The 22,678-nt window shown below is 65.8% G+C and carries 22 protein-coding genes; 17 read left to right on the forward strand and 5 right to left on the reverse strand.

Annotation, left to right across the window (positions count from 1 at the left end; translation table 11 throughout):
• Nucleotides 1-7: 7 nt before the first annotated feature.
• Nucleotides 8-1,255 (forward strand): flavin-dependent oxidoreductase, encoded by a 1,248-nt coding sequence (locus ACQR2C_RS22990; protein ID WP_434882186.1) that lies wholly within the window; start codon nt 8-10, stop codon nt 1,253-1,255.
• Between the two features lie 118 nt (nt 1,256-1,373).
• Here the strand turns inward: ACQR2C_RS22990 and ACQR2C_RS22995 are convergent, their stop codons facing one another.
• Together ACQR2C_RS22995 and ACQR2C_RS23000 are read right to left on the reverse strand one after the other, a co-directional pair.
• Nucleotides 1,374-1,832, reverse strand: coding sequence for a cupin domain-containing protein (locus tag ACQR2C_RS22995; RefSeq protein ID WP_172111799.1), 459 nt, complete (start codon nt 1,830-1,832; stop codon nt 1,374-1,376).
• A 20-nt stretch (nt 1,833-1,852) separates the two neighbouring features.
• The gene (locus ACQR2C_RS23000; protein WP_316183228.1) at nt 1,853-3,037 is read right to left on the reverse strand and encodes an ABC transporter substrate-binding protein; all 1,185 of its coding nucleotides are present in this window, start codon (nt 3,035-3,037) and stop codon (nt 1,853-1,855) included.
• 306 nt (nt 3,038-3,343) lie between these two features.
• On the opposite strand from ACQR2C_RS23000, the gene ACQR2C_RS23005 reads away from it, so the two are divergent.
• The 4 genes from ACQR2C_RS23005 (at nt 3,344) to ACQR2C_RS23020 (ending at nt 7,165) form a co-directional block, all read left to right on the forward strand.
• On the forward strand, nt 3,344-3,838 hold the full coding sequence (locus ACQR2C_RS23005; RefSeq protein WP_315751998.1) for a MarR family winged helix-turn-helix transcriptional regulator: 495 nt from the start codon (nt 3,344-3,346) through the stop codon (nt 3,836-3,838).
• Between the two features lie 175 nt (nt 3,839-4,013).
• Nucleotides 4,014-5,708, forward strand: a complete 1,695-nt coding sequence (locus tag ACQR2C_RS23010) for a benzoate-CoA ligase family protein (protein WP_316218455.1) — start codon at nt 4,014-4,016, stop codon at nt 5,706-5,708.
• 12 nt (nt 5,709-5,720) lie between these two features.
• Nucleotides 5,721-6,167, forward strand: coding sequence for a RidA family protein (locus ACQR2C_RS23015; protein WP_315802423.1), 447 nt, complete (start codon nt 5,721-5,723; stop codon nt 6,165-6,167).
• A gap of 722 nt (nt 6,168-6,889) precedes the next feature.
• Nucleotides 6,890-7,165: a hypothetical protein gene (locus ACQR2C_RS23020; protein ID WP_434882187.1), complete on the forward strand. Its 276-nt coding sequence runs from the start codon at nt 6,890-6,892 to the stop codon at nt 7,163-7,165.
• Between the two features lie 264 nt (nt 7,166-7,429).
• Here ACQR2C_RS23020 and ACQR2C_RS23025 read toward each other — a convergent pair whose 3' ends face one another.
• Together ACQR2C_RS23025 and ACQR2C_RS23030 are read right to left on the reverse strand one after the other, a co-directional pair.
• Entirely contained in the window at nt 7,430-8,806 is a 1,377-nt protein-coding gene (locus ACQR2C_RS23025) for a vWA domain-containing protein (RefSeq protein WP_434882188.1), read from the reverse strand.
• A 5-nt stretch (nt 8,807-8,811) separates the two neighbouring features.
• Nucleotides 8,812-9,771, reverse strand: a complete 960-nt coding sequence (locus tag ACQR2C_RS23030) for an AAA family ATPase (RefSeq protein ID WP_315802426.1) — start codon at nt 9,769-9,771, stop codon at nt 8,812-8,814.
• Nucleotides 9,772-10,046: 275 nt separating this feature from the next.
• On the opposite strand from ACQR2C_RS23030, the gene ACQR2C_RS23035 reads away from it, so the two are divergent.
• The 11 genes from ACQR2C_RS23035 to ACQR2C_RS23085 all read left to right on the forward strand — a co-directional run bounded on the left by ACQR2C_RS23035 (nt 10,047) and on the right by ACQR2C_RS23085 (nt 21,026).
• On the forward strand, nt 10,047-10,460 hold the full coding sequence (locus tag ACQR2C_RS23035) for a TspO/MBR family protein (RefSeq protein WP_315802546.1): 414 nt from the start codon (nt 10,047-10,049) through the stop codon (nt 10,458-10,460).
• Nucleotides 10,461-10,735: 275 nt separating this feature from the next.
• Nucleotides 10,736-11,635, forward strand: coding sequence for a LysR family transcriptional regulator (locus ACQR2C_RS23040; protein ID WP_315802427.1), 900 nt, complete (start codon nt 10,736-10,738; stop codon nt 11,633-11,635).
• A gap of 539 nt (nt 11,636-12,174) precedes the next feature.
• Complete coding sequence (locus ACQR2C_RS23045) at nt 12,175-13,551, forward strand: MFS transporter (protein WP_316183232.1); 1,377 nt, start codon at nt 12,175-12,177, stop codon at nt 13,549-13,551.
• Between the two features lie 43 nt (nt 13,552-13,594).
• Complete coding sequence (locus ACQR2C_RS23050; protein WP_315802429.1) at nt 13,595-14,620, forward strand: amidohydrolase family protein; 1,026 nt, start codon at nt 13,595-13,597, stop codon at nt 14,618-14,620.
• Nucleotides 14,621-14,637: 17 nt separating this feature from the next.
• Nucleotides 14,638-15,333 (forward strand): 4-carboxy-4-hydroxy-2-oxoadipate aldolase/oxaloacetate decarboxylase, encoded by a 696-nt coding sequence (gene ligK / locus ACQR2C_RS23055; protein ID WP_315802430.1) that lies wholly within the window; start codon nt 14,638-14,640, stop codon nt 15,331-15,333.
• 6 nt (nt 15,334-15,339) lie between these two features.
• Nucleotides 15,340-16,263 carry a DUF1932 domain-containing protein gene (locus tag ACQR2C_RS23060; RefSeq protein WP_434882189.1) on the forward strand — a complete coding sequence of 308 codons (924 nt, stop codon included), beginning with the start codon at nt 15,340-15,342 and terminating at the stop codon, nt 16,261-16,263.
• A gap of 8 nt (nt 16,264-16,271) precedes the next feature.
• Nucleotides 16,272-17,186 (forward strand): amidohydrolase family protein, encoded by a 915-nt coding sequence (locus ACQR2C_RS23065; RefSeq protein WP_434882190.1) that lies wholly within the window; start codon nt 16,272-16,274, stop codon nt 17,184-17,186.
• Nucleotides 17,187-17,198: 12 nt separating this feature from the next.
• Nucleotides 17,199-17,588 (forward strand): protocatechuate 4,5-dioxygenase subunit alpha, encoded by a 390-nt coding sequence (ligA, locus tag ACQR2C_RS23070; protein ID WP_257168873.1) that lies wholly within the window; start codon nt 17,199-17,201, stop codon nt 17,586-17,588.
• On the forward strand, nt 17,589-18,452 hold the full coding sequence (locus tag ACQR2C_RS23075; protein WP_434873641.1) for a class III extradiol dioxygenase subunit beta: 864 nt from the start codon (nt 17,589-17,591) through the stop codon (nt 18,450-18,452).
• Entirely contained in the window at nt 18,453-19,412 is a 960-nt protein-coding gene (locus ACQR2C_RS23080) for a Gfo/Idh/MocA family oxidoreductase (RefSeq protein WP_316183238.1), read from the forward strand.
• Nucleotides 19,413-19,529: 117 nt separating this feature from the next.
• The gene (locus ACQR2C_RS23085; protein ID WP_434882243.1) at nt 19,530-21,026 is read left to right on the forward strand and encodes an AMP nucleosidase; all 1,497 of its coding nucleotides are present in this window, start codon (nt 19,530-19,532) and stop codon (nt 21,024-21,026) included.
• A gap of 20 nt (nt 21,027-21,046) precedes the next feature.
• Here ACQR2C_RS23085 and ACQR2C_RS23090 read toward each other — a convergent pair whose 3' ends face one another.
• A complete protein-coding gene (locus ACQR2C_RS23090; RefSeq protein ID WP_409997925.1) occupies nt 21,047-21,370 on the reverse strand; it encodes a winged helix-turn-helix transcriptional regulator in 324 nt (107 codons plus the stop codon).
• A 180-nt stretch (nt 21,371-21,550) separates the two neighbouring features.
• On the opposite strand from ACQR2C_RS23090, the gene ACQR2C_RS23095 reads away from it, so the two are divergent.
• Complete coding sequence (locus ACQR2C_RS23095; RefSeq protein ID WP_434882191.1) at nt 21,551-22,669, forward strand: NADH:flavin oxidoreductase; 1,119 nt, start codon at nt 21,551-21,553, stop codon at nt 22,667-22,669.
• The last annotated feature ends 9 nt before the right edge of the window (nt 22,670-22,678 follow it).

Consider the following 22,678-nt stretch of genomic DNA (forward strand, 5'->3'; position numbering starts at 1 on the left):
GGGGACGATGAAGGCGATCATCGTAGGCGGCGGTATCGGCGGATTGACCACGGCTCTGATGCTGCGGGCGCGCGGCATCGACTGTGAGCTGTTCGAGCAGGCGGATGCAATCCGCGAGCTCGGTGTCGGCATCAACACCCTGCCGCACGCGATCCGCGAGCTCGCCCAGCTCGGGCTGCTCGACCGGCTCGACGAGGTCGCCATCCGGACCTATGAGCTGTTCTACCTGACCCGGCGCGGCCAGGAGGTCTGGCACGAGACCCGCGGGCTCGATGCCGGCCATGATGTGCCGCAATTCTCGATTCACCGCGGCCGTCTGCAGAGCGTGATCCATCAGGCGGTGATGCAGCGGCTCGGGCCTGAGAAGGTCCACACCGGCTGCCGGCTCGGCGCCTTCACCCAGGATGAGGGCGGGGTCACCGCGTATTTCTTCGACCGCACCGGCGCCCATGTCCACACCGCCCGCGGCGACGTGCTGATCGGCGCCGACGGCATCCATTCCAAGGTCCGGCAGACGCTGTTCCCGAACGAGGGCGCGCCGTGCTGGAACGGCCTGATGCTGTGGCGCGGCGCCACCGACTGGCCGGTGTTCCTGACCGGGCGTTCGATGATCATCGCCGGCGGCCTCAACGCCAAGGCGGTGATCTATCCGATCGCCGAGGGCTCGAGCCCCGCGAGCCGCCTCACCAACTGGGCCGTGCTGGTGCGCATCGGCGATGCCAACACCGCGCCGCCGCGGCGCGAGGACTGGTCGCGGCTCGGCAAGGCCGACGAGCTGATGCCGCATGTCAACGGCTTCTCCATTCCCCAGGTCGACTTCGCCGCGATGGTGCGGGCGACGCCGGAGTTCTGGGAATATCCCTGCTGCGACCGCGATCCCTTGCCTTACTGGTCGAGTGGCCGCGTCACGCTGCTGGGCGACGCCGCGCATCCGATGTACCCGGTCGGCTCCAACGGCGCCTCGCAGGCCATTCTCGATGCCCGAGCGCTCGCCGATGCCTTGGCCCGCTCCGAGCATCCGCGCCAGGCGCTGATGACCTATGAGCAGAAGCGGCTGCCGATGACGGCCGAGATCGTCGCGTCCAACCGTCGCGGCGGCCCCGAGGGCGTCATCGATGCCGTCGAGCAGCTCGCGCCGCAGGGGTTCAGCGACATCAACACCATCCTCAACTACGAAGCCCGCGAAGGCATCGTGCGCGGCTATGCCAACCGGGCCGGCTTTGCCGCGCGGATGGTGACGCGGCAGGCGTCGTAAGTCAGCGTCGAGCACCGTTTTCCGGGCTGCCCCTCACCCCAGCCCTCTCCCCGTAACAACGGGGAGAGGGAGCCGACTGCATTCTGCGGTATAGTTCGAACCCAAGCACCAGCCCGGCTCACGCCCCCGGAGGCGGGGGCAGGAAGTGGATGTTGTGCTCGGCGGCGAGCTTCACCACGTCGTCCGGGTTCTGCTCGCGCATGTTGTGGATCGCCCAGAACAGCTCGTAGAGCCGCCGGGTCGGCGACACCCAGAACAGCGTTTTGGCCGTCTGCTGCGACTTGTTGAAGATGCCGTGCGGCTTGCCCATCGGCAGCCGCACCGTGTCGCCGGCGGTGGCGTATTCCTCGGCGCCATCGAGGAAGAAGTCGAGCCGGCCTTCGAGGATGTAGAGATACTCGTCCTGGTCGGGATGGATGTGCGGCGGCACGAAGGTGCCGACCGGGAACGTCGCATGCCAGGAGAAGCTGTGCTCGGTGCGGTTCTTCGGTACGTAGACTTGGCCGAGGATGTTCCAGGAGATGCCCTGGATGCCCTCATTGGCCCGGGTGATGCCGGCGATTTCCGGATGGCTCATGTTGGTTTCGCTCCCTGTTGTTACTTGGCCGCGCAATCCTTGGCGTAGCGGTCGGCGTAGTTCTCGAACACCTTCTGCACGATTTCGGTCTGGAACTTGCCGTCGGGCCGCTTGGCGACCTTGGTCAGATAGAAGTCCTGGATCGGGTAGCCATTGGTGTTGAACTTGAAGTTGCCCCGCAGCGAGGCGAAATCGGCCTTCTTCAGCGCCGCGGCCACCGCATCCTTGTTGCTGAGGTCGCCATTGACCGCCTTCACGGCGCTGTCGATCAAAAGCGCGGCGTCATAGGCCTGCATGGCGTAGGTGCCGGGCACGCTGTTGTAGGCGGCCTCGTAGCCGGCGACGAACTTCTTGCTTTGCGGATTGTCGAAATTGGGCGCCCAGTTGGCGCCGCCGAACATTCCGACCGCGGCGTCCTGCTGCGCAGGCAGCGTGGATTCGTCGACCGTGAAGGCCGAGAGCACCGGAATGGTGTCGGCAAGGCCGGCCTGCTTGAACTGCTTGACGAGGTTCACGCCCATGCCACCCGGCATGAAAGTGAACACGGCGTCCGGCTTCTGCGAGGAGATCTTGGACAGTTCAGGCTGGAAATCGAGCGTGTTGAGGGGGACGTAGGACTCCTCGACGATCTCGCCCTTGTAGTCGAGCTTGAAGCCGGCGACGGAATCGCGCCCGGCCTGGTAGTTCGGAACCAGCAGATACATCTTCTTGTAGCCGCGGTCCTGCGCGACCTTGCCGAGAACGGCATGCACCTGGTCGTTCTGGTACGAGGTCACGTAGAAGTAGGGACTGCACTCCTTGCCGGCGTAGCTGGACGGACCGGCATTCGGGCTGATCAGGAAGGTCTTGTTCTCGGTGACCGGCCGGTGGATCGCCTGCAGCATGTTGGAGAAGATCGGACCGACGACGAAGTCGACCTTGTCACGCTCGAGCAGGCCCTTGACCTTGGTGATCGCGGCGTCCGGCTTGAGCTCGTCGTCGGCGACGACCACCTCGACGTCCTTGCCGCCCATCTTGCCGCCGAGGTCCTTGATGGCAAGGTTGAAGCCGTCGCGGACCTGGCCGCCGAGCGCGGCGGCGGGGCCGGAGAGGGTGACGATGACGCCGATCTTGATCTTGTCGGCGGCCAGCGTCGGCTGGGCGAGCAGGCTCGCAGCAATGCCAAGACCGACGCCGAGACCGGCCAGCTTCGAACTCATTTTCATGACAACTCCCCCGGGATGCGGAATTTCAGGTTTATGTTTTTTTGCACCTGACCAAACGATGGGCCAGACCGCAGCTTGGTCACAAGCCTAGTCTGATGACGCCCTCAGCCGCAAGCGAGCTGCTTGCGGAAAGGGCAGTTTCGGCACGCATGCAAGCGCCGCGCCAATTGCTTGAAGGTTAAAGGAATTGCCGCCTCATCGTCCTGCGCAAAATGACGGTACATTTTTCCTTGCTCCCGGGAGGTCCTGAAGGTCAAACTCACGAGCCTCGCCAGACGAGGCTGAACGTGCCCAAGTGATTCCGTCATGACGCTTGATTCCGAGACCAAGGCCGTCGAGCTGCCCGAGGACCATGCCGAGGAGCTGCGGCTGTGGCTGCGCCTGCTCACCTGCACGACGCTGATCGAAGGCGAGATCCGCAGCCGGCTGCGTGAGCGTTTCGACGTGACCCTGCCGCGTTTCGACCTGATGGCGCAGCTCGACAAGGCGCCTGATGGCATGACCCTGTCCGACGTCTCCAAGCGCATGATGGTCTCGAACGGCAACGTCACCGGACTGGTCGAGCGCCTCGTCGAATCCGGCCATCTGGATCGCCGCACCTCCGATACCGACCGCCGCGTCCAGGTGATCCGGCTGACCAAGCTCGGCCGCGCCGAATTCCGCAAGATGGCGGCCGAGCACGAGACCTGGATCGCGGATATCTTCGGCGATCTCACGGAGAAAGACGTGCGCGAGTTGATGCGGCTGCTCGCCAAGACCAAGGGGTCGGCGCAGAAGGCCGTGCAGCGCCGGCAGGATTGAAGCGGGCCTGACAGGACGTCGCAGGCCACGCTGCCACGCGCGGCAAACGCTCAAACAATTTGCGGGCAGTGCACAATCTTCGGCTCTCTTCGGCTCTTGCGTCCAGATGTTTTAAGTCTAAAATGTTTAGGACTGAAACGTGCCGGGCGTTCTTCCCTTCAGACAGGAGCGTGTGATGGCCACTGCCGCCAAGGTTCAGCAGCCGGAGAGCGCCAGTGCGCATGCGCACAGCGCCCACGTCGACACCTTCGCCCAGGACAATCTGCCGCCGCGCGAGCTGTGGCCTGACTTCGTCTTCAGCCGGCCCGAATTCCAGTATCCGCCGCGGCTGAACTGCGTGACGCATTTCGTCGATCGCTGGGTGAATGAGGGGCGGGGCGATGCGCCGTGCATCATCAGCGCTGACATCGGCTACACGTATCGTGAGCTGCAGGCCCTGGTGAACAGGATCGCCAACGTCCTGGTCGGCAAGCTCGGCCTCGTGCCCGGCGGCCGCGTGCTGCTCCGCTCCGCCAACAATCCGATGATGGTTGCCACCTATCTGGCCGTCATCAAGGCCGGCGGCATCGTGGTCGCCACCATGCCGCTGCTGCGCGCCAAAGAGCTGTCCTATCCGATCCAGAAGGCGCAGATCGCGCTGGCCTTGTGCGACGGCAAGCTCGCCGACGAGATGGAAAAGACCCGCCCGATCGCGCCGGCGCTGAAGCAGGTGGTCTATTGGGGCAACGGCCAGCCCAGCGCGCTGGAAGCGCTGATCGCCGATGCCAGCCCGGAGTTCACCGCAGTCGACACCGCCTCCGACGATCTCTGCTTGATCGCCTTCACTTCCGGTACGACCGGCGATCCCAAGGGCACCATGCATTTTCACCGCGACATGCTCGCAGTGTGCGACGGCTACGCCCGCAACGTGCTGCGCGCCAGCCAGAGCGACCGCTTCATCGGCACCGCACCGCTCGCCTTCACCTTCGGCTTCGGCGGCGTGCTGTTTCCGATGCATATCGGGGCATCCTATGTCGTGCTGGAAAAGACCTCGCCGGACGATCTGCTCGCGGCCATCGAGCGCACCAAGGCCACGATCTGCTTCACGGCGCCGACCGCCTATCGGGCGATGCTGAGCAAGCTCGAGGGGCGCGACATCTCCTCGCTGCGCAAATGCGTTTCCGCCGGTGAGACCCTGCCGAAGCCGACCTTCGACGCCTGGCTGAAGGCGACCGGGCTGAAGCTGATGGACGGCATCGGCTCGACCGAGATGCTGCACATCTTCATCAGCGCCATCGAGGACGAGATCCGCCCCGGCGCCACCGGCAAGCCGGTGCCGGGCTACGAGGCCAAGATCGTCGACGACGAGGGCCGCGACGTGCCGCCGGGCACGATGGGGCGGCTCGCAGTGCGCGGTCCCACCGGCTGCCGCTATCTCGCCGACGAGCGTCAGCGCAAATATGTTCAGAACGGCTGGAACGTCACCGGCGATACCTATGTGATGGATGAGGACGGCTACTTCTGGTATCAGTCGCGCTCCGATGACATGATCGTCTCGTCCGGCTACAACATCGCCGGCACCGACGTCGAGGCGGCGCTGCTGACGCACGCGGCGGTCGCCGAATGCGGCGTTGTCGGTGCTCCCGACGACGCGCGCGGCATGGTCGTGAAGGCCTATGTCGTGCTGGCGCCGGGAGCCGAAGGCACGCCGGCGCTGGTGGCCGAACTGCAGGAGCATGTCAAACGCGAGATCGCACCGTACAAATATCCGCGTGCGATCGAGTTCGTGACACAGTTGCCCAAGACCGAGACCGGCAAGCTGAAGCGCTTTGCCCTGCGGCAGCTGGCGCAAGGCGTGGCCGCGCCGCCGTCCGGCGCTGACAATCGATAAGGAGGCACAGTCGTGAGCACGACCAAGGCGCCCACGCTGGCCGTGGTGAAGCAGGATGAGGCCGAGGGCATGCGCGTGCTGCAGCCGAGCGGCTGGCCGATGCCAAAGGGCTATGCCAACGGCATCAGCGCCGAGGGGCGCATCGTCGTCACCGGCGGCGTGATCGGCTGGGACGCGAGCGAGACGCTCGCCGACGGCTTCGTCGCGCAGGTGCGGCAGGCGCTGGAAAACATCTCCGCAATCCTGGCCGAGGGCCATGCGCGTCCGGAGCACCTGGTGCGCCTGACCTGGTATGTCGTCGACATGGATGAGTATCTCGGCCATCTGAAGGAGCTTGGGAAGATCTATCGCGAGATCTTTGGCAGTCATTATCCCGCGATGGCCCTGGTGCAGGTCGTCAGGCTGGTCGAGAAGGCCGCGCGGGTGGAGATCGAGGCGACTGCGGTGGTGCCGCGCTGAGGGCGGGTGCTGCCGGCAGGGGCCCGTCTTTGATCGGTCGAATCTGGAATATGACATCGCGCTCTCGCGGCTGGTCGGCCCGAGCTTTGCTGGTCGATCACCCCCGGCGAAAATCGAGGGCGCAGGGAAGGCCGGGTGTCCACCACACCCGCGGCCCCCGTGCGATCAAAAATGCACGGGGCAGGAACCACAGGTGGGCCGAACATGCCGGCCTTCCCTGCGCGATGTTTGACGGCTTATACGTGGTCTCCCTGGTGCGCCGGGTTGTTGGCCACCTCCGCGCGAGGCGAAGCCTCGTCGCGTTCGCGACAACGCGCGTAGCGCGTTGCGCGGGTGATACCAGCGTCGGGGTATCAGGACATCACGACTTCACCGTACGCCACGACATCACTCGTCCGCGCAACAAGCGCATGATGCAACGGCGTCCGCCGCAGCCTGCCCCACGTATCGTGACGACGCGTACGCCCCTCTTCGCCGGATCAGGTTGGGCGCAAGCATCGTCGTGATTTGCCCGACGACACAAGGCTCGAGCGCTGCGACATGGTAACGCGACGGGCAGTCACACAGCACATCACAGTTCGCGGGCATCGCGCTTCGTTCGTCGAACAATTGTGGTCGCCTGATGCGCCCTCTGTCGAACGATGGACGCGGGATCGCCATGTCGCAGCCACCAACCTGTTCGAGCGTGGCCGCCCAGGGGCGGATGAGAGCAGGGGGCGGACTTGGATTGGAAACTCTTCGTGGCGACGGCGCTGGCCGCCGGCATCGGCGCTGCGGCCGGCGCGCTGGCATTGGCGAGCGTCGGTGGCGGCGGCATCGAGCATCAGGCCGATGCCAAGATGCTGGAGATCGGCGTCGCCATTCTGCGCGAGCCGGCGCGGGTGGATGACGATCCGATGCGGTCGTGGGCGGTGCGCGTGGTGGAGAAGAAGTCGGGGGTGAGTTTTACGGACCAGCAGCGTGCGGCATTGTTGAAGCGGGCGGCGGGGGGAAGGTAGCTCCGCCGACGGTGCGTAGGGTGGGCAAAGGCGCGCCCGCAATGTGATTGTTTGTCCGTGTTACATGTTCGCGCCATGCCCGCCGTCTTGCGCGGATGGACTGTCGGTGGGCACGCCATCGCGCGGCTTGCGCCGCACGACGGCTTTGCCACCCTACGAATTTTCGGCGTCATGGTGAGAAGCGCAGCGACGAAGCAATCCAGAGTCCTTGCTCCACCCCTGGATTGCTTGCTTCGCTCGCAATGACGGGGTGAGAGCGGTGGCCTACTGATAGGCCGAGACGATGTCGCTCACGGCGCGCTCGAGCTGCTGGGCCGTCGCGCAGGGGCGGACGACGTTGCAGAAGGTCTGGTAGCGCGGCATCTCTGAATCGCCCCAGCCCCAGGTCATGCGGCCCTCTGGATTGAGCCACACCACGCGCTTGGCGCGCTCCGAGATCGCTTTCAGGATGTCGGCGCGCGGGGCGAGCTTGTTGCTGCGGGCATCACCCAGAATGATCACGGTGGTCTGCGGCGTCACCGAGGCCATGAACTGCTTCTCGAAATCGACCAGCGACGAGCCGTAGTCGGACGAGCCGAAGCCGACCTTGTGCATGATCTCGGCCATGGCCTCCTCGGCCGGCTTCTGCTCCAGGATCTCGCTGACCTCGATCAGGTGGCCGGAGAATGCGAACGAGCGGACATCGCTGACGACGTCGTGCAGGCTGTGGATCAGCAGCAGGAAGAAGTCCGAGACGCGGGCGACGGAGCCGGAGACGTCGCACAGCGCGACGATCTTCGGCCGGTCGCGGTGCCGTCGCTTCCACGCGGTGAGGAAGGGCACGCTGCCCCAGGCGGCGTTGCGGCGGAGCGTGCGGCGGACGTCGAGATGGCCGCGGCGCTGGCGCTTGCGCGGCTTCGCATAGCGCTCGCGCAGGCGGCGCGCGATCTGCCGGATCAGCGCCCGCATCGCCGCGACCTGGCGCGGCTCGATGCGCGAGAGCTGCGCGTTGCGCAGGATCTCGTGGCGCAGATTCTCGGTCTCTTCTCGGCCGTACAGCGCCAGCGCCTGCGCGACGGCATCGCGCACGGTGTCGCGCAGGCCGTCGAGCCCGGCCTGCAGCCGCTCCGCCAATGCCGGATTGGTTTCGGTAAGCGTATCCAGATCGTCGCGCAGCCGCTGGATGCCCATCGTCTCCAGCATGCGGCTGGAGAACAGGCCGCGCTGGGTGAAGTAGCGGATCTCCGACAGCCCGACGGCGCTGGACGCGTTGGCGATCGCGGCCGAGATGTCAGCCGTGTTCTGCGTCAGCAGCATCTGGGCGAGGGGCCCAAGCTCTGCATCCGCCTCGGCGCCGGCCGGCTGTCCCGATGATGGCGGAGCTGCCTGGGCCTTCTTCGACGCCGCGTCCTGCCGCGTGTCGTCATCCGCCTCGGCCTGCGCCGGATCGACATGGGCGAAGAACAGGTCGAAGCAGGCGCCGAGCGCCTTCTTCTCGTCCTCGCTCTTGGCGAGCGTCAGCAGCAGGCTGTCGCGCAGCACCGTGCGGTCGGCGAGACCGACGCTCGCCACCGCGCGCATGGCGTCGATGCTCTCGGCCGGCGAGACGTGCACGCCGGCGCCGCGCGCCGCCCGGAAGAACCGATGCAGGTTCTCCTGCATGGCGCCTACCCGAAGATGTTCTGTCGCTGCGCCTTGGCGACGAAGGTCGTCACCTGCGGCAGCGCGACCTCGATGTCCGATTCGTATTTCAGCAGCACGTTGAGCGTGTCCTTGACCACCTCGTGGCCGAGTTCAGCGGCCTGCAGCAGCACCAGCACGCGCGCCCAATCGATGGTCTCGCTCACCGAAGGCTGCTTCTTCAGGTCGAGCGTCCTGACGTCGTGGATGAAGGCCACGAGCTGCCGGCGCAGATTCTGCGCGATGCCGGGCACGCGGCTCTCGACGATGCGCTCCTCCAGCTTCTGCTCGGGGAAGCCGATGTGCAGATGCAGGCAGCGCCGCTTGAGCGCGTCGCCGAGATTGCGCTCGGAGTTGGAGGTTAGGATCACCGTCGGCGGCTTTGCGGCGGCGATGCTGCCGAGCTCGGGGATCGTAACCTGGAAATCGGAGAGGATCTCCAGCAGCAGCGATTCGAACTCGGCGTCGGATTTGTCGATCTCGTCGATCAGCAGTACGCAACCGTTTGGCTCGAGCAGCGCCTGCAGCAGCGGCCGCGGCTCGACGAACTCCTTGGAGAAGAACACGTCGCCGAAATCATGCAGCTGGCCGAGCGCGGCATGCAAGGTCTGGGCGCCGCCGAGCACCTCGCCGAGCTTGTCCTTCAGGATCTGGGTGTAGAGCAGCTGCTTGGCGTATTTCCACTCGTACAGCGCCTTGGCCTCGTCGAGACCCTCATAGCATTGCAGCCGGATCATCTTCAGGCCGCGCCAGGCGGCGATCGCCTTGGCGAGCTCGGTCTTGCCGACGCCGGCCGGCCCCTCGACCAGGATCGGCTTGTCGATCGCCTGCGACAGGTAGACGGCGGTGGCGATCTGGCGGCTGGCGATATAGCCCTGCGCGGCGAGGCCGGCTTCGACGGCCGCGATCGAGGCGATGGCTGAAGGGGAGGCCGGGGAATCAGCCACTGACGAAACTCCGTTTCCTGGTATCAGGACCCGGCGCAGATGTGATCGGCGTTCCGGTCCCTGGACGTTGGCATCAGGGCGAAAACCCTGACTTTTCCTCGCATTGTGTTATGTCCTGGCTACGCGCACCCGGCAGCCCTGTCCAGTGCGTGCGTGGGTGCCCAAGCCGCATGGCTGCCGGTCGCCAGCGGACGGACCGAGAACCTCCTCCTGTAAATCACGCCGAGCGGAATATGAACCGATCCATCCTGCATCTCCTCGTCCTGCTGGTCCTCGTGGTCGGAGGCGGCTGGATCATCGGCGCCTCCAACATGCCCGGCGCCTGGTACGGCTCGCTCAACAAGCCCTGGTTCACCCCGCCCGGCTGGCTGTTTCCGATCGCCTGGACCGTGCTCTACATCATGATTGCGGTCGCCGGCTGGCGCACCTATGAGCGGGTCGAAAGCGGCGCCGTGATGCAGGTGTGGTGGGGACAGCTGGTGCTGAACTTCGCCTGGTCGCCGGTGTTCTTCACCGCGCATCTGATGTGGGTCGCGTTCGCGATCATCGCCAGCATGTTCGTGCTGATCGTGATCTTCATCGTGATGCAATGGCGCGAGGATCGGATCGCCGCGTTGCTGTTCGTGCCCTATGCGTGTTGGGTAGGGTTTGCGTCGGTGCTGAATTTTTCGGTGAACGTGTTGAATTGAGATGAGGCGGGTTTGATGAAAGCTCGCTGTCAGATGAGAACAACGGTGCGCTCCCTCTCCCCGTTCTTACGGGGAGAGGGTTGGGGTGAGGGGCAGCCGCGCGGGGGGTGTTCGCGGATAGACCTGTACCCCCTCACCCGGATTGCATCTGACGATGCAATCCGACCTCTCAGCGCGAGCGAAGCTCGTCGCGGCCCCGCAAGCGGGGCGAGGTTGCAGCGCGCTTGCGGCTCCGAGTTCGCGTCACACCACGGGCATTCGCGGGGCCACCGCCCATGAACCTCAAGCAGCTCGAATACTTCGTCCAGGTCGCCGAGCTCGGCTCGTTCAGCAAGGCCGCGTCCGTGCTCGACGTGGCGCAGCCGGCGCTGTCGCGGCAGGTGCGGGCGCTGGAATCGGAATTGAAGCAGCAGCTGTTCGCGCGCAACGGGCGCGGCGTCGAACTGACTGAAGCGGGGAAGCGGCTGCTCGACCACAGCGTCGGCGTGCTGCAGCTGGTGGCGCATGCGCGCGAGGATCTCGGCGCCAGCCGCGATGCGCCGGTCGGCCGCGTCACCATCGGCCTGCCGCCGAGCATCGCGCGGCAATTGACCTTGCCGCTGATCGATCGCTTCCGGAAGGAATATCCGGCGGCGCGGCTCGCCGTGGTCGAGGGCCTGTCGACGCATGTGGTCGAGTGGGTCACCACGGGCCGCATCGATGTCGGCATGGTCTACAATCCCGAGGCGCAGGCCGGCATCGAGATCACGCCGGTGCTGCAGGAGCCGCTCGCCCTCGTCAGCCACGCGCCGAAGGGCAAGCGCCGCGTCACCGCGCCGCTGCCGATGGCCGAGCTGTCGCGCTACAGCCTGATCATGCCGGAGCGGGTGCACGCGATGCGGCGCCTGCTGGAGACGCAGGCCGCGCTCGCCGGGATCAAGCTCGACATCGCCTGGGAGGTATCGAGCGTGCCCTCGATCATCGATCTCGTCTGCGCCGGCTACGGCCACGCGGTGCTGACCCCGAGCGGCGTCGCCGCCTCGGGCCGCGCCGGCGAGCTCGCGATCCGGCCGCTGACCGAGCCGGCCCCGACAAGCGTGCTGTGCTTCGTCACCTCGGCGCACAAGCGCCCGACGCCGCTGGCGCAGCAGACGATCAAGCTGGCGACCGCGTTGATCAGGAAGCTGCCGCGCTGAGCGCTGCGTCAGTTCGGTTCGGGCGGCGCCATTGTCCCCTGGAGGTTCAAGGCGGGCATGTGAAGATATCGGACTCCTGGGACGAGCAACCCCGCCAGTGAGTTACTCCGTCATGCCCGGGCTCGTCCCGGGCATCCACGTCATTCCCAGGATGCCGACCAACGTCGATGGCCGGGACAAGCCCGGCCCTGACGACTTGGAGACACGCGAGCGCAAAGCTCCGATCTTCAAGTGTAGCAGCGTCGCCTGGGGAGCAAGTGTAGCAGCGTCGCCTGGGGAGGTGGAGGTGTGAGCCTCGACGTTGCGCCCAAGCGGCTGTGGCGGCCTCTCCAGACCCATTCTAAATTCAGCATGGCTCATGTGATATCTTATGCCGTTTCGGAATAGCTGATAGAAGCCGCCGGGCGCTGGTGCGCGCTGTCCCTGTCCGTCACATAGCCTGTCAAGCTGCCGAAGCTGCAAGACCCGACCACGCGAGGAACGGGCGTCTGCGGACCTCGGTTGATGCGCCAGAACAGCACCCCAAGGAAGCAGAAGCGATGCCAACGACCGCCCGTGTCGACGTCCAGGCCTTTCTCGACGACCACCCGTTTTCCGGCTTCCAGTGGCTGATCTTCGCGCTCGGCTTCGTCATCGTGCTGCTCGACGGCTTCGACACCGCGGCGATCGGCTTCATCGCGCCGTCGCTCCTGAAGGAGTGGGGCATCGAGAAGTCGGCGCTGGGACCGGTGCTGAGCGCGGCGCTGTTCGGCCTTGCCGGCGGGGCGCTGTTCGCAGGGCCTATCGCCGATCGTCTCGGCCGCAAGCTGGTGCTGGTCGGCTCCGTGCTGATCTTCGGCATCGCCTGTCTTGCCTCGGCGTTCGCGAGCAACCTCACCGAGCTCACCGTGCTCCGCTGCGTCACCGGTATCGGCCTCGGTGCCGCCATGCCGAATGCCGTGACCCTGCTCAGCGAGTATTGCCCGGGCCGGCTGCGCGCGACCATGACCAATTTGATGTTCTGCGGCTTTCCGCTGGGCGCGGCATGCGGCGGCTTTCTCGCGGCGTGGATGATCCCGCAATGGGGCTGGCGCAGCGTGCTGGTGCTCGGCGGCGTCACCCCGCTGGTGCTGACGGTGCTGCTGATCGCGATCCTGCCGGAATCGGTGCATTACCTGTTGTCGCGAGGCGCCAGTGTGGAGCGTGTCCGTAAGGTCATGCGCAGGGTCTCTTCTGCCGCCTCCGAAGTCGGCCAGTTCGTGATGCTGGAGCCGGAGCATGCCGAGACCACCCGGCGCGTCAATGCCACCGGCATCGGCATGGTGCTGTCGCCGGTGCTGCGTGTGGGCTCGCTGATGCTGTGGGTCACCTATTTCATGGGCCTGGTGATCTTCTATTCGCTGATCAACTGGATGCCGATCCTGTTCAAGGATGTCGGGCTGAACCCGCAGACCGCGACCTTGATCTCGGCGCTGTTCCCGCTCGGCGGAGTCGGGGCGGTGTTCTTCGGCCTGCTGATGGACCGCTTCAACGCCAACCGCATCGTCGCGGTCGGCTATGCGCTGACGGCGGTCACGATCTTCCTGATTGGGCAGGCGGCTGGCAACATGGGCTTCCTGGTGGTGATCGTGTTCGTCGCCGGCGTGGTCATGAACACGGCGCAGTCGTCGCTGCCGGCGCTGGCCGCGGCGTTCTATCCGACCCAGGGCCGCGCCACCGGTGTCGCCTGGATGATGGGCATCGGCCGCTTCGGCGGTATCGCCGGGTCGTTCCTGGTCGCCGAATTGACCGCGCGGCACCTGACCTTCAGCGAGATTTTCACCGTGATCGCAGTTCCCGGCTTGATCGCGGCGCTCGCCCTTGTGGTAAAGCAGGTCGTGGGACCGGGAGGCCGCGCCAGCGGCAAGGATGTCGGCGCCCCCGTGGCGGCGCATTGAAGGCGCTAGCTGGCTCGCGAGACAATCTGAGGGAGAGACTGACGTGATCATCGACGTGCACGGCCATTACACGACGGCTCCGAAGGCGCTCGAAGAGTGGCGCAACCGGCAGATCGCGGGCATCAAGGATCCCTCCGTCATGCCCAAGGCGTCGGAGCTTTCGATCAGCGACGATGAGCTGCGCGAGAGCATCGAGAGCAACCAGCTCAAGAAGATGAAGGAGCGAGGCAGCGACCTCACCGTGTTCTCGCCGCGCGCGAGCTTCATGGCCCACCATATCGGCGACTTCCAGGTGTCCTCGACCTGGGCTGGGATCTGCAACGAGCTCTGCTACCGCGTCAGCAAGCTGTTCCCGGACAATTTCATCGGCGTCGCGATGCTGCCGCAGTCGCCGGGCGTGGACCCCAAGACCTGCATTCCCGAGCTCGAGAAGTGCATCAAGGACTACGGCTTCGTCGGCATCAATTTGAACCCGGACCCGTCCGGCGGCCACTGGACCTCGCCGCCGCTGTCGGACCGGCACTGGTATCCGATCTACGAGAAGATGGTCGAGCTCGACATCCCCGCGATGATCCACGTCTCGACCAGCTGCAATGCCTGCTTCCACACCACCGGCGCGCATTATCTCAACGCCGACACCACCGCGTTCATGCAGTGCCTGACGTCGGACCTGTTCAAGGACTTCCCGACCCTGAAGTTCCTGATCCCGCATGGCGGCGGCGCGGTGCCGTATCACTGGGGCCGGTTCCGCGGCCTCGCCCAGGAGCTGAAGAAGCCGCTGTTGAAGGACCATCTGCTCAACAACATCTTCTTCGACACCTGCGTCTATCACCAGCCGGGCATCGACCTCCTGACCGGCGTGATCCCGATCGACAACATCCTGTTCGCGTCGGAAATGATCGGCGCCGTCCGCGGCATCGATCCGGAGACCGGCTTCTACTACGACGACACCAAGCGCTACATCGAGGCCGCCAAGCTGACCCCCGAGCAGCGCCACCAGATCTACGAAGGCAATGCGCGGCGCGTGTTCCCGCGTCTCGACGCCGCGTTGAAGGCCAAGGGCAAGTAATCTAAAGGGCAAGCGATATGAGCACCCCCATGAACAATCTCGGCATCGTCAAGACGAAGATCAACCGCGCCGACAAGGCGGCGGTGGAGAAGCTGTCGAAGTTCGGCGTCGCCACCATCCACGAGGCGATGGGCCGCGTCGGCCTGATGCAATGCTACATGCGCCCGATCTATCCGACGGCGAAGATGTGCGGCACGGCCGTCACGGTGCTGCTGCAGCCCGGCGACAACTGGATGCTGCATGTCGCGGCCGAGCAGATCCAGCCCGGCGACGTCGTCGTCGCGGCCTGCACGGTCGAGAACACCGACGGCTTCTTCGGCGATCTCCTGGCGACCAGCTTCCGCGCCCGCGGCGCGCAGGGCCTCGTCATCGACGGCGGCGTCCGTGACGTCGCCGATCTCACCGACATGCAGTTCCCGGTGTTCTCGCGCGCGATCTCCGCGCGCGGCACGGTCAAGGCCACGCTCGGCTCGGTCAACATCCCGATCGTCTGCGCCGGCGCCGCGGTCAATCCGGGCGACGTGATCGTCGCCGATGTCGACGGCATCGTCGTGGTGCCGGCCGCGGTCGCACATCAGGCGGCGGATGCGGCCGCGGCGCGCGAGGCCAACGAGGCCGACAAGCGCGAGAAGCTGGCGTCGGGCGTGCTCGGCCTCGACATGTACAAGATGCGCGAGCCGCTGGCGAAGGCCGGGCTCAAATACATCGATTGAGCAGCGATGACCGCGGCGTCGAACCAGTGGCATGTCGGGCTGATCGGCTACGGCGAGGTCGGCAAGATCCTCGCCGAGGATCTGCGCAAGGATGGCGTGCGCGTCTCGGCCTATGATGTGAAGCTGGCGGACAGCCGCGGCGACGCGATGCGCAGCCATGCCGAGAGCATCGGCGTGACGCTCACGGCCTCGCATGCCGAACTGGCGGCGCAGGCCGACTTCATCGTCTCGGCGGTGACCGCCAGTCAGGACGTGGCGGTGGCGGAAGCCTGCGCTCCGAAGATCAAGCCAGGCGCGTGGTTCCTCGACTTCAACTCGGCTTCGCCCGGCGCCAAGCAGCGCGCGGCCGCGCTGATCGACGGAGCCGGCGGCCGCTATGTCGAAGGCGCGGTGATGACCTCGGTACCGCCCTATCGCATCAAGGTGCCGCTGCTGCTCGGAGGCGCCGGCGCGCGCGAGCTGGCCCCGCTGCTCAACGATCTCGGCTTTGCCGCCAAGCCCGCCAGCGACAAGCTCGGCGTGGCCTCGGCCACAAAGATGTGCCGCAGCATCATGATCAAGGGCCTGGAGGCGATGGTGATCGAGAGCTTCACCACCGCCCGCGCCTATGGCGTCGAGGACGCGGTGCTGGCCTCGCTGAAGGAGACCTTTCCCGGGATCGACTGGGAGAAGCAGGGCGCCTATTTCTTTCAGCGGGTCATCGAGCATGGCCGCCGCCGCGCCGAGGAGGTGAGGGAGGTGGCCGAGACCGTACGCGACATCGGGCTGACGCCGTGGTCGGCGGAAGGCACCGCCGAGCGCCAGGCCTGGGTCGCCGATCTCGCCGATGACGGCCTGTTCGGCACGCGCGGCACCAAGGAGTTCGCGCGCAGCCCGGACTGGCGCACCGAGGCCGATCGTATCATCAACAAGATCAAGTCCAAGGAGTAGGGAACCTCATGGAGTTCCAGAAGACCCCGGGATGGCTGGACTGGTATGACGGCCCGTCGAAGCCGCGCTTCAAGGTGCCGGCCGGCAGCGTCGATGCGCATTGTCACGTGTTCGGCCCTGGCGCCGAATTCCCCTATGCGCCCGAGCGCAAGTACACGCCCTGCGATGCCTCCAAGCACCAGCTCTACGCGCTGCGCGACCATCTCGGCTTCGCCCGCAACGTCGTGGTGCAGGCGACCTGTCACGGCGCCGACAACCGCGCGATGGTCGATGCGCTCGTGCATTCGAACGGCAAGGCCCGCGGCGTCGCCACCGTCAAGCGCAGCGTCACCGACGCCGAGTTGCAGGCGATGCACGACGCCGGCGTGCGCGGCGTCCGCTTCAACTTCGTCAAGCGCCTGGTCGACTTCACGCCCAAGGACGAGTTGATCGAGATCGCCAACCGCATCAACATGCTCGGCTGGCACGTCGTGATCTATTTCGAAGCCGTCGACCTGCCCGAGCTGTGGGACTTCTTCACCTCGTTGCCGACCACGGTCGTGGTCGATCACATGGGGCGCCCCGACGTGACCAAGCCGGTCGATGGCCCCGAGTTCGAGCTGTTCGTGAAGTTCATGCGCGAGCACACAAACGTCTGGTCCAAGGTGAGCTGCCCCGAGCGTCTCTCGGTGAAGGGGCCGCCGGCGCTGAACGGCGAGCAGAACGCCTATCGCGATGTCGTGCCGTTCGCCAAGCGCATCGTCGAGACCTTCCCGGGTCGCGTGCTGTGGGGCACCGACTGGCCGCATCCGAACCTCAAGGACCACATGCCCGATGACGGCCTGCTGGTCGACTTCATTCCCCACATCGCCGTCACCGCGGAGCTGCAGCAGAAGCTCCTGGTCGACAATCCGATGCGGCTGTACTGGCCCGAAGAATCCTGAAGGAGGGAAGCGATGTCGCTCGACAAACCCTATACCGACGTTCCCGGCACGACCATCTTCGACGCGGACATGTCGCGGATGGGCTATCACCTCAACCAGTTCTGCATGTCGCTGATGAAGGCGGAGAACCGCGCCCGCTTCAAGGCCAACGAGCGCGCCTATCTCGACGAATGGCCGATGAGCGAGGAGCAGAAGCAGGCCGTGCTCGACCGCGACCTCAACCGCTGCATTGCGCTTGGTGGCAACATCTACTTCCTCGCCAAGATCGGCGCGACCGACGGCAAGAGCTTTCAGCAAATGGCCGGCAGCATGACCGGCATGACTGAAGACCAGTATCGCGAGATGATGATCAAGGGCGGCCGCTCGGTCGAGGGCAACCGCTACACCGGGGAGAAGAAGTAAATGGCAAAAATCTCCGCAAGCGTTTTCACCTCGCACGTGCCGGCGATCGGCGCCGCCCTCGACCTCGGCAAGACCGGCGAGGATTATTGGAAGCCGGTGTTCGCCGGCTACGATTTCGCCAAGCAGTGGGAGAAGGAGCAGAAGCCGGACGTGGTGTTCCTGGTCTTCAACGACCACGCGACCGCCTTCAGCCTGGACATGATTCCCACGTTCGCGATCGGCACCGCAGCCGAATATCAGCCGGCCGACGAGGGCTGGGGGCCACGCCCGGTGCCCAAGGTGATCGGACATCCGAAGCTCGCCGCGCATATCGCGCAGTCGGTGATCCAGGACGATTTCGATCTCACCATCGTCAACAAGATGGATGTCGACCACGGCCTCACCGTGCCGCTCAGCCTGATCTTCGGCCAGGTCGATGCATGGCCGTGCCCCGTCATCCCGTTCGCCGTCAACGTCGTGCAGTATCCGGTGCCGTCGGGCCGCCGCTGCTTCATGCTGGGCAAGGCGATCCGCAAGGCGATCGAGAGCTATGACGAGCCGCTCAACGTGCAGATCTGGGGCACCGGTGGCATGAGCCACCAGTTGCAGGGTCCGCGCGCCGGCCTGATCAACCGGGAATGGGACAACATGTTCCTGGACAAGCTGATCAACGATCCCGAAGGCCTGTCCAAGGTGCCGCATATCGACTACGTCCGCGAGGCCGGCAGCGAGGGCATCGAGCTCGTGATGTGGCTGATCGCGCGCGGCGCCATGAGCGACGTCAACGAGACCAAGAAGGGCAACGCGCCGACCGTGCGCCACCGCTTCTATCATGTGCCGGCGAGCAACACCGCGGTCGGCCATCTGATCCTGGAGAACAACTAAATGGCCAAGACGATCAAGGTCGCGCTCGCCGGCGCCGGCGCCTTCGGCATCAAGCATCTCGACGGCATCAAGAACATCGATGGCGTCGAGGTGGTGTCGCTGGTCGGCCGCCGCTTCGACCAGACCAAGGAAGTCGCCGACAAATACGGCATCAAGCACGTCGCGACTGAGCTCGCCGACAGCCTCAAGCTGCCGGAGGTCGACGCCGTCATTCTCTGCACGCCGACGCAGATGCACGCTGCGCAGGCGATCGACTGCCTCAAGGCCGGCAAGCACGTGCAGGTCGAGATTCCGCTCGCCGACTCCTTGAAGGACGCCCAGCAGGTCGTCGAGCTGCAGAAGGAGACCGGCTTGGTTGCGATGTGCGGCCACACCCGCCGCTTCAATCCGAGCCACCAGTTCGTGCACAAGAAGATCAAGGCCGGCGAATTTCACATCCAGCAGATGGATGTGCAGACCTACTTCTTCCGCCGCACCAATATGAATGCGCTGGGCCAGCCGCGCAGCTGGACGGACCATCTGCTGTGGCACCACGCCGCGCACACCGTCGACCTGTTCGCCTACCAGGCGGGCTCGCCGATCGTGAAGGCCAATGCGATCCAGGGGCCGATCCATCCGACCTTGGGCATCGCGATGGACATGTCGATCCAGCTCAAGGCCGCCAATGGCGCGATCTGCACCTTGTCGCTGTCGTTCAACAATGACGGCCCGCTCGGTACCTTCTTCCGCTACATCGGCGACACCGGCACCTACATCGCGCGCTACGACGATCTGGTGAACGGCAAGGAGGAGAAGATCGACGTCTCCAAGGTCGATGTCTCCATGAACGGCATCGAGCTGCAGGACCGCGAGTTCTTCGCCGCGATCCGCGAGGGCCGCGAGCCCAACGCGTCCGTTGCCCAGGTGCTGCCCTGCTACCAGGTGCTGCACGACCTCGACGCGCAGCTCGCGAAGGGCTGAGCCGATTCCCTCCTCGCGTCTCGGCGCGCGGGGAGGGGACCCTCGGCGGCGCCTGGAAGATCCGCCGACGAGCGTTGCACTCGTATGGCGGCTTCGCTTACCATCGGCTTCAGCAAGATGAGGCCGCCCTTGACCGTGCAATCGCCGCAACCGTTCCAGACCGAAAGCTTTACCGACGCGGCCGCCGCGGTGGCCCGGCTCGAGGAAATCTACGAGCGCAACACGGCGTTTCTGCGCGGCCATTTCGAGGCCTATGCCAACGGCCTCGTGCCGGCGACACGGATCCGCGCCACCTATCCCTTCGTGCGGCTGACGACCGCAAGTCATGCCCGGCTCGACTCGCGTCTGGCCTATGGCTTCGTCGCAGGGCCCGGCGTGCACGAGACCAGCGTGACGCGGCCAGACCTGTTCCGTTCGTATCTCACCGAGCAGATCCGTCTGCTGGTGGAGAACCACGGCATGCCGGTCGAGATCGGCGAGTCAGCCGAGCCGATCCCGGTGCATTTCGCCTATCGCCGCGACATCAACATCGAGACGGCGCTTCCGCACCATGAGAGCCCGTTGGTGACGCGCTCGCTGCGCGACGTGTTCGACGCTCCGGATCTCGCGACCATGGACGATGCGATCGCCGACGGCACGCTCGAGCTGAAGCCCGGCATGCCGGAGCCGCTGTCGCTGTTCCGCGCCGCGCGCGTCGACTACTCGCTGCGTCGGCTCTATCACTACACCGGGACCGACCCGGACCATTTCCAGAATTTCGTGATCTTCACGAACTATCAGTTCTATGTCGACGCCTTCGCCGATTGGGGCCGCCAGCAGCTGGCGGCCGGGCAGGGGGCAGCCGAGGCCTTCGTCGAGCCGGGCAATGTGATCACGCGAACCGCGCGTCTCGGCGGTGGCACCACGGGCTCCGCGCCGGCGCGCACGCCGCAGATGCCGGCGCTTCATCTGGTCGAGCCGGGCCATCAGGGGATCACGCTGATCAACATCGGCACCGGCCCGTCGAATGCGCGCAACGTCACTGACCACATTGCGGTGCTGCGGCCGCATGCCTGGCTGATGGTCGGCCACTGCGCGGGACTGCGCAACACTCAGCGGCTCGGCGACTACGTCCTCGCGCACGGCTACGTCCGCGAGGACCACGTGCTCGACCAGGAGCTGCCGCCCTGGGTGCCGATCCCCGCGCTGGCCGAGGTGCAGGTCGCGCTCGAAGAGGCCGTGGAGACGGTGACCGGCTATTCCGGCTTTGAGCTGAAGCGGGTGATGCGGACCGGCACGGTGGCCAGCGTCGATAACCGCAATTGGGAGATCTCCGGCCCTGGGGTGATCCGCCGCTTGTCGCAGTCGCGCGCCGTCGCGCTCGACATGGAGTCCGCCGCCATCGCCGCCAACGGCTATCGCTTCCGCGTGCCCTACGGCACCTTGCTCTGCGTCTCCGACAAGCCGCTGCATGGCGAGATCAAGCTCGCCGGCATGGCCGGCGACTTCTACCGGCAGCGCGTCGGCCAGCATCTTCAGATCGGGCTGAAGGCGCTGGAACTGCTGAAGCACCAGGAGTCGGAGCGGCTGCATTCGCGCAAGCTGCGCAGCTTCGCCGAAGTCGCCTTTCAATAGCGGTCTGCGACCGCCGCCGATCAGCGGCCGCGGCGCTCGTCGAAGGCCTGACGCGCCTGCTCGACCTCGGGCATCTTGGCGATGGTCCAGGCGTAGAGCGCGCGGAATGGCGGCTGCAGGGTCCGGCCGAGCGGCGTGATCTCGTACTGGACGGCAACGGGCGAGTCCGCGATTACCTCCCGCGCGACGAGGCCGTTGCGCTCGAGCCGGCGCAGGCATTGCGTCAGCGCCTTCTGGGTGACGCCCTCGAGCTGCTTCTTGACCGCGTTGAAGCGCAACGGCCCGCCGTCCAGCACGGCCAGCACCATCATCGACCATTTGTCGGCGATCTGGTCGATCAGCACCCGGCTCGGGCACTCCGACGAGAAGTGCTGCGGCTTGCAGCGGAGCGGGGCGGTCTCTGATGTCGACGCGACGGTCACGACGCGGTTTCCTCTGATATACCTGAGCGACTTCGGGTGCCTGATTGACTTCAGGTTTACGAAGTATACTGGAGCGGTTCCGAACGCAATGGAGCCCTCTGAATGTCCGACCTCGATACCAGCGTGCTGTTTCGTCCGTTTCGCCTGAAGTCGCTGGAGCTGAAGAACCGCATCGTCATGGCGCCGATGACCCGCAACGCGGCGCCGAATGGCGTTCCCGGCGAGGCCAATGCCGCTTATTACCGTCGCCGCGCCGAAGGCGGCGTGGGGCTGATCCTGACCGAGGGCACTGTCGTCAACCGTCCGGCCTCGCGCAACGAGCCCAATATTCCCTTCTTCCACGGTGACGCAGCCCTGGCCGGCTGGCGGAGCGTGGCGAGCGCCGTACACGCGGCCGGCGGCCGCATCGCGCCACAGATCTGGCACACCGGCTCGACCAAGGGCATGAGCCGCTGGGAGCCTGATGCGCCGGTCGAGAGCCCGTCCGGGCTGGTTGCGCCTGGCAAGCCGCGCGGCAACGCGATGACCGAGAACGACATCGCCGACACCGTCGCCGCATTCGCGCAGGCCGCGGCCGACGCCAAGCGCACCGGCTTCGACACCGTCGAGATCCACGGTGCGCACGGCTATCTGATCGACGAGTTCTTCTGGTCCGGCACCAACCAGCGCGAGGATCGCTATGGCGGCGCCAGCATCGAGGAGCGCTCGCGCTTCGCCGGCGAAATCGTCGCCGCGATCCGCAAGGCGGTGGGGCCGGATTTTCCGATCATCCTGCGCGTCAGCCAGTGGAAGCAGCAGGACTATGCGGCGCGCCTCGCAGAGACGCCGGCGCTGATGGCCGACTGGCTGCAGCCGCTGGTCGCGGCCGGCGTCGACATCCTGCACTGCTCGCAGCGCCGTTTCTGGGAGCCGGAATTCCCGGACGTCGACGGCGAGAAGGGCCTGAACTTCGCCGGCTGGGCCAAGAAGATCACGGGCGCCGCGACCATCAGCGTCGGCTCGGTCGGCCTGTCCGACGAGTTCTTCTCGGCGTTCGCCGGCAAGCCGTCGACGACAGCCGATCTCGATGCGCTGCTGGAGCGCATGGCCAAGGAGGAGTTCGACCTCATCGCGGTCGGCCGCGCGCTGATCAGCGATGCCGAATGGGTCGCCAAGATCAAGTCCGGCGACAAGGCGGGCCTGAAGGGCTTCAGCGCGGCGGATCTCGGCGCGCTGGTTTGAGCTCTGGTA

This window comes from Bradyrhizobium sp. HKCCYLRH3061, from assembly GCF_051168015.1.
In the GTDB taxonomy this organism is placed as follows: domain Bacteria; phylum Pseudomonadota; class Alphaproteobacteria; order Rhizobiales; family Xanthobacteraceae; genus Bradyrhizobium.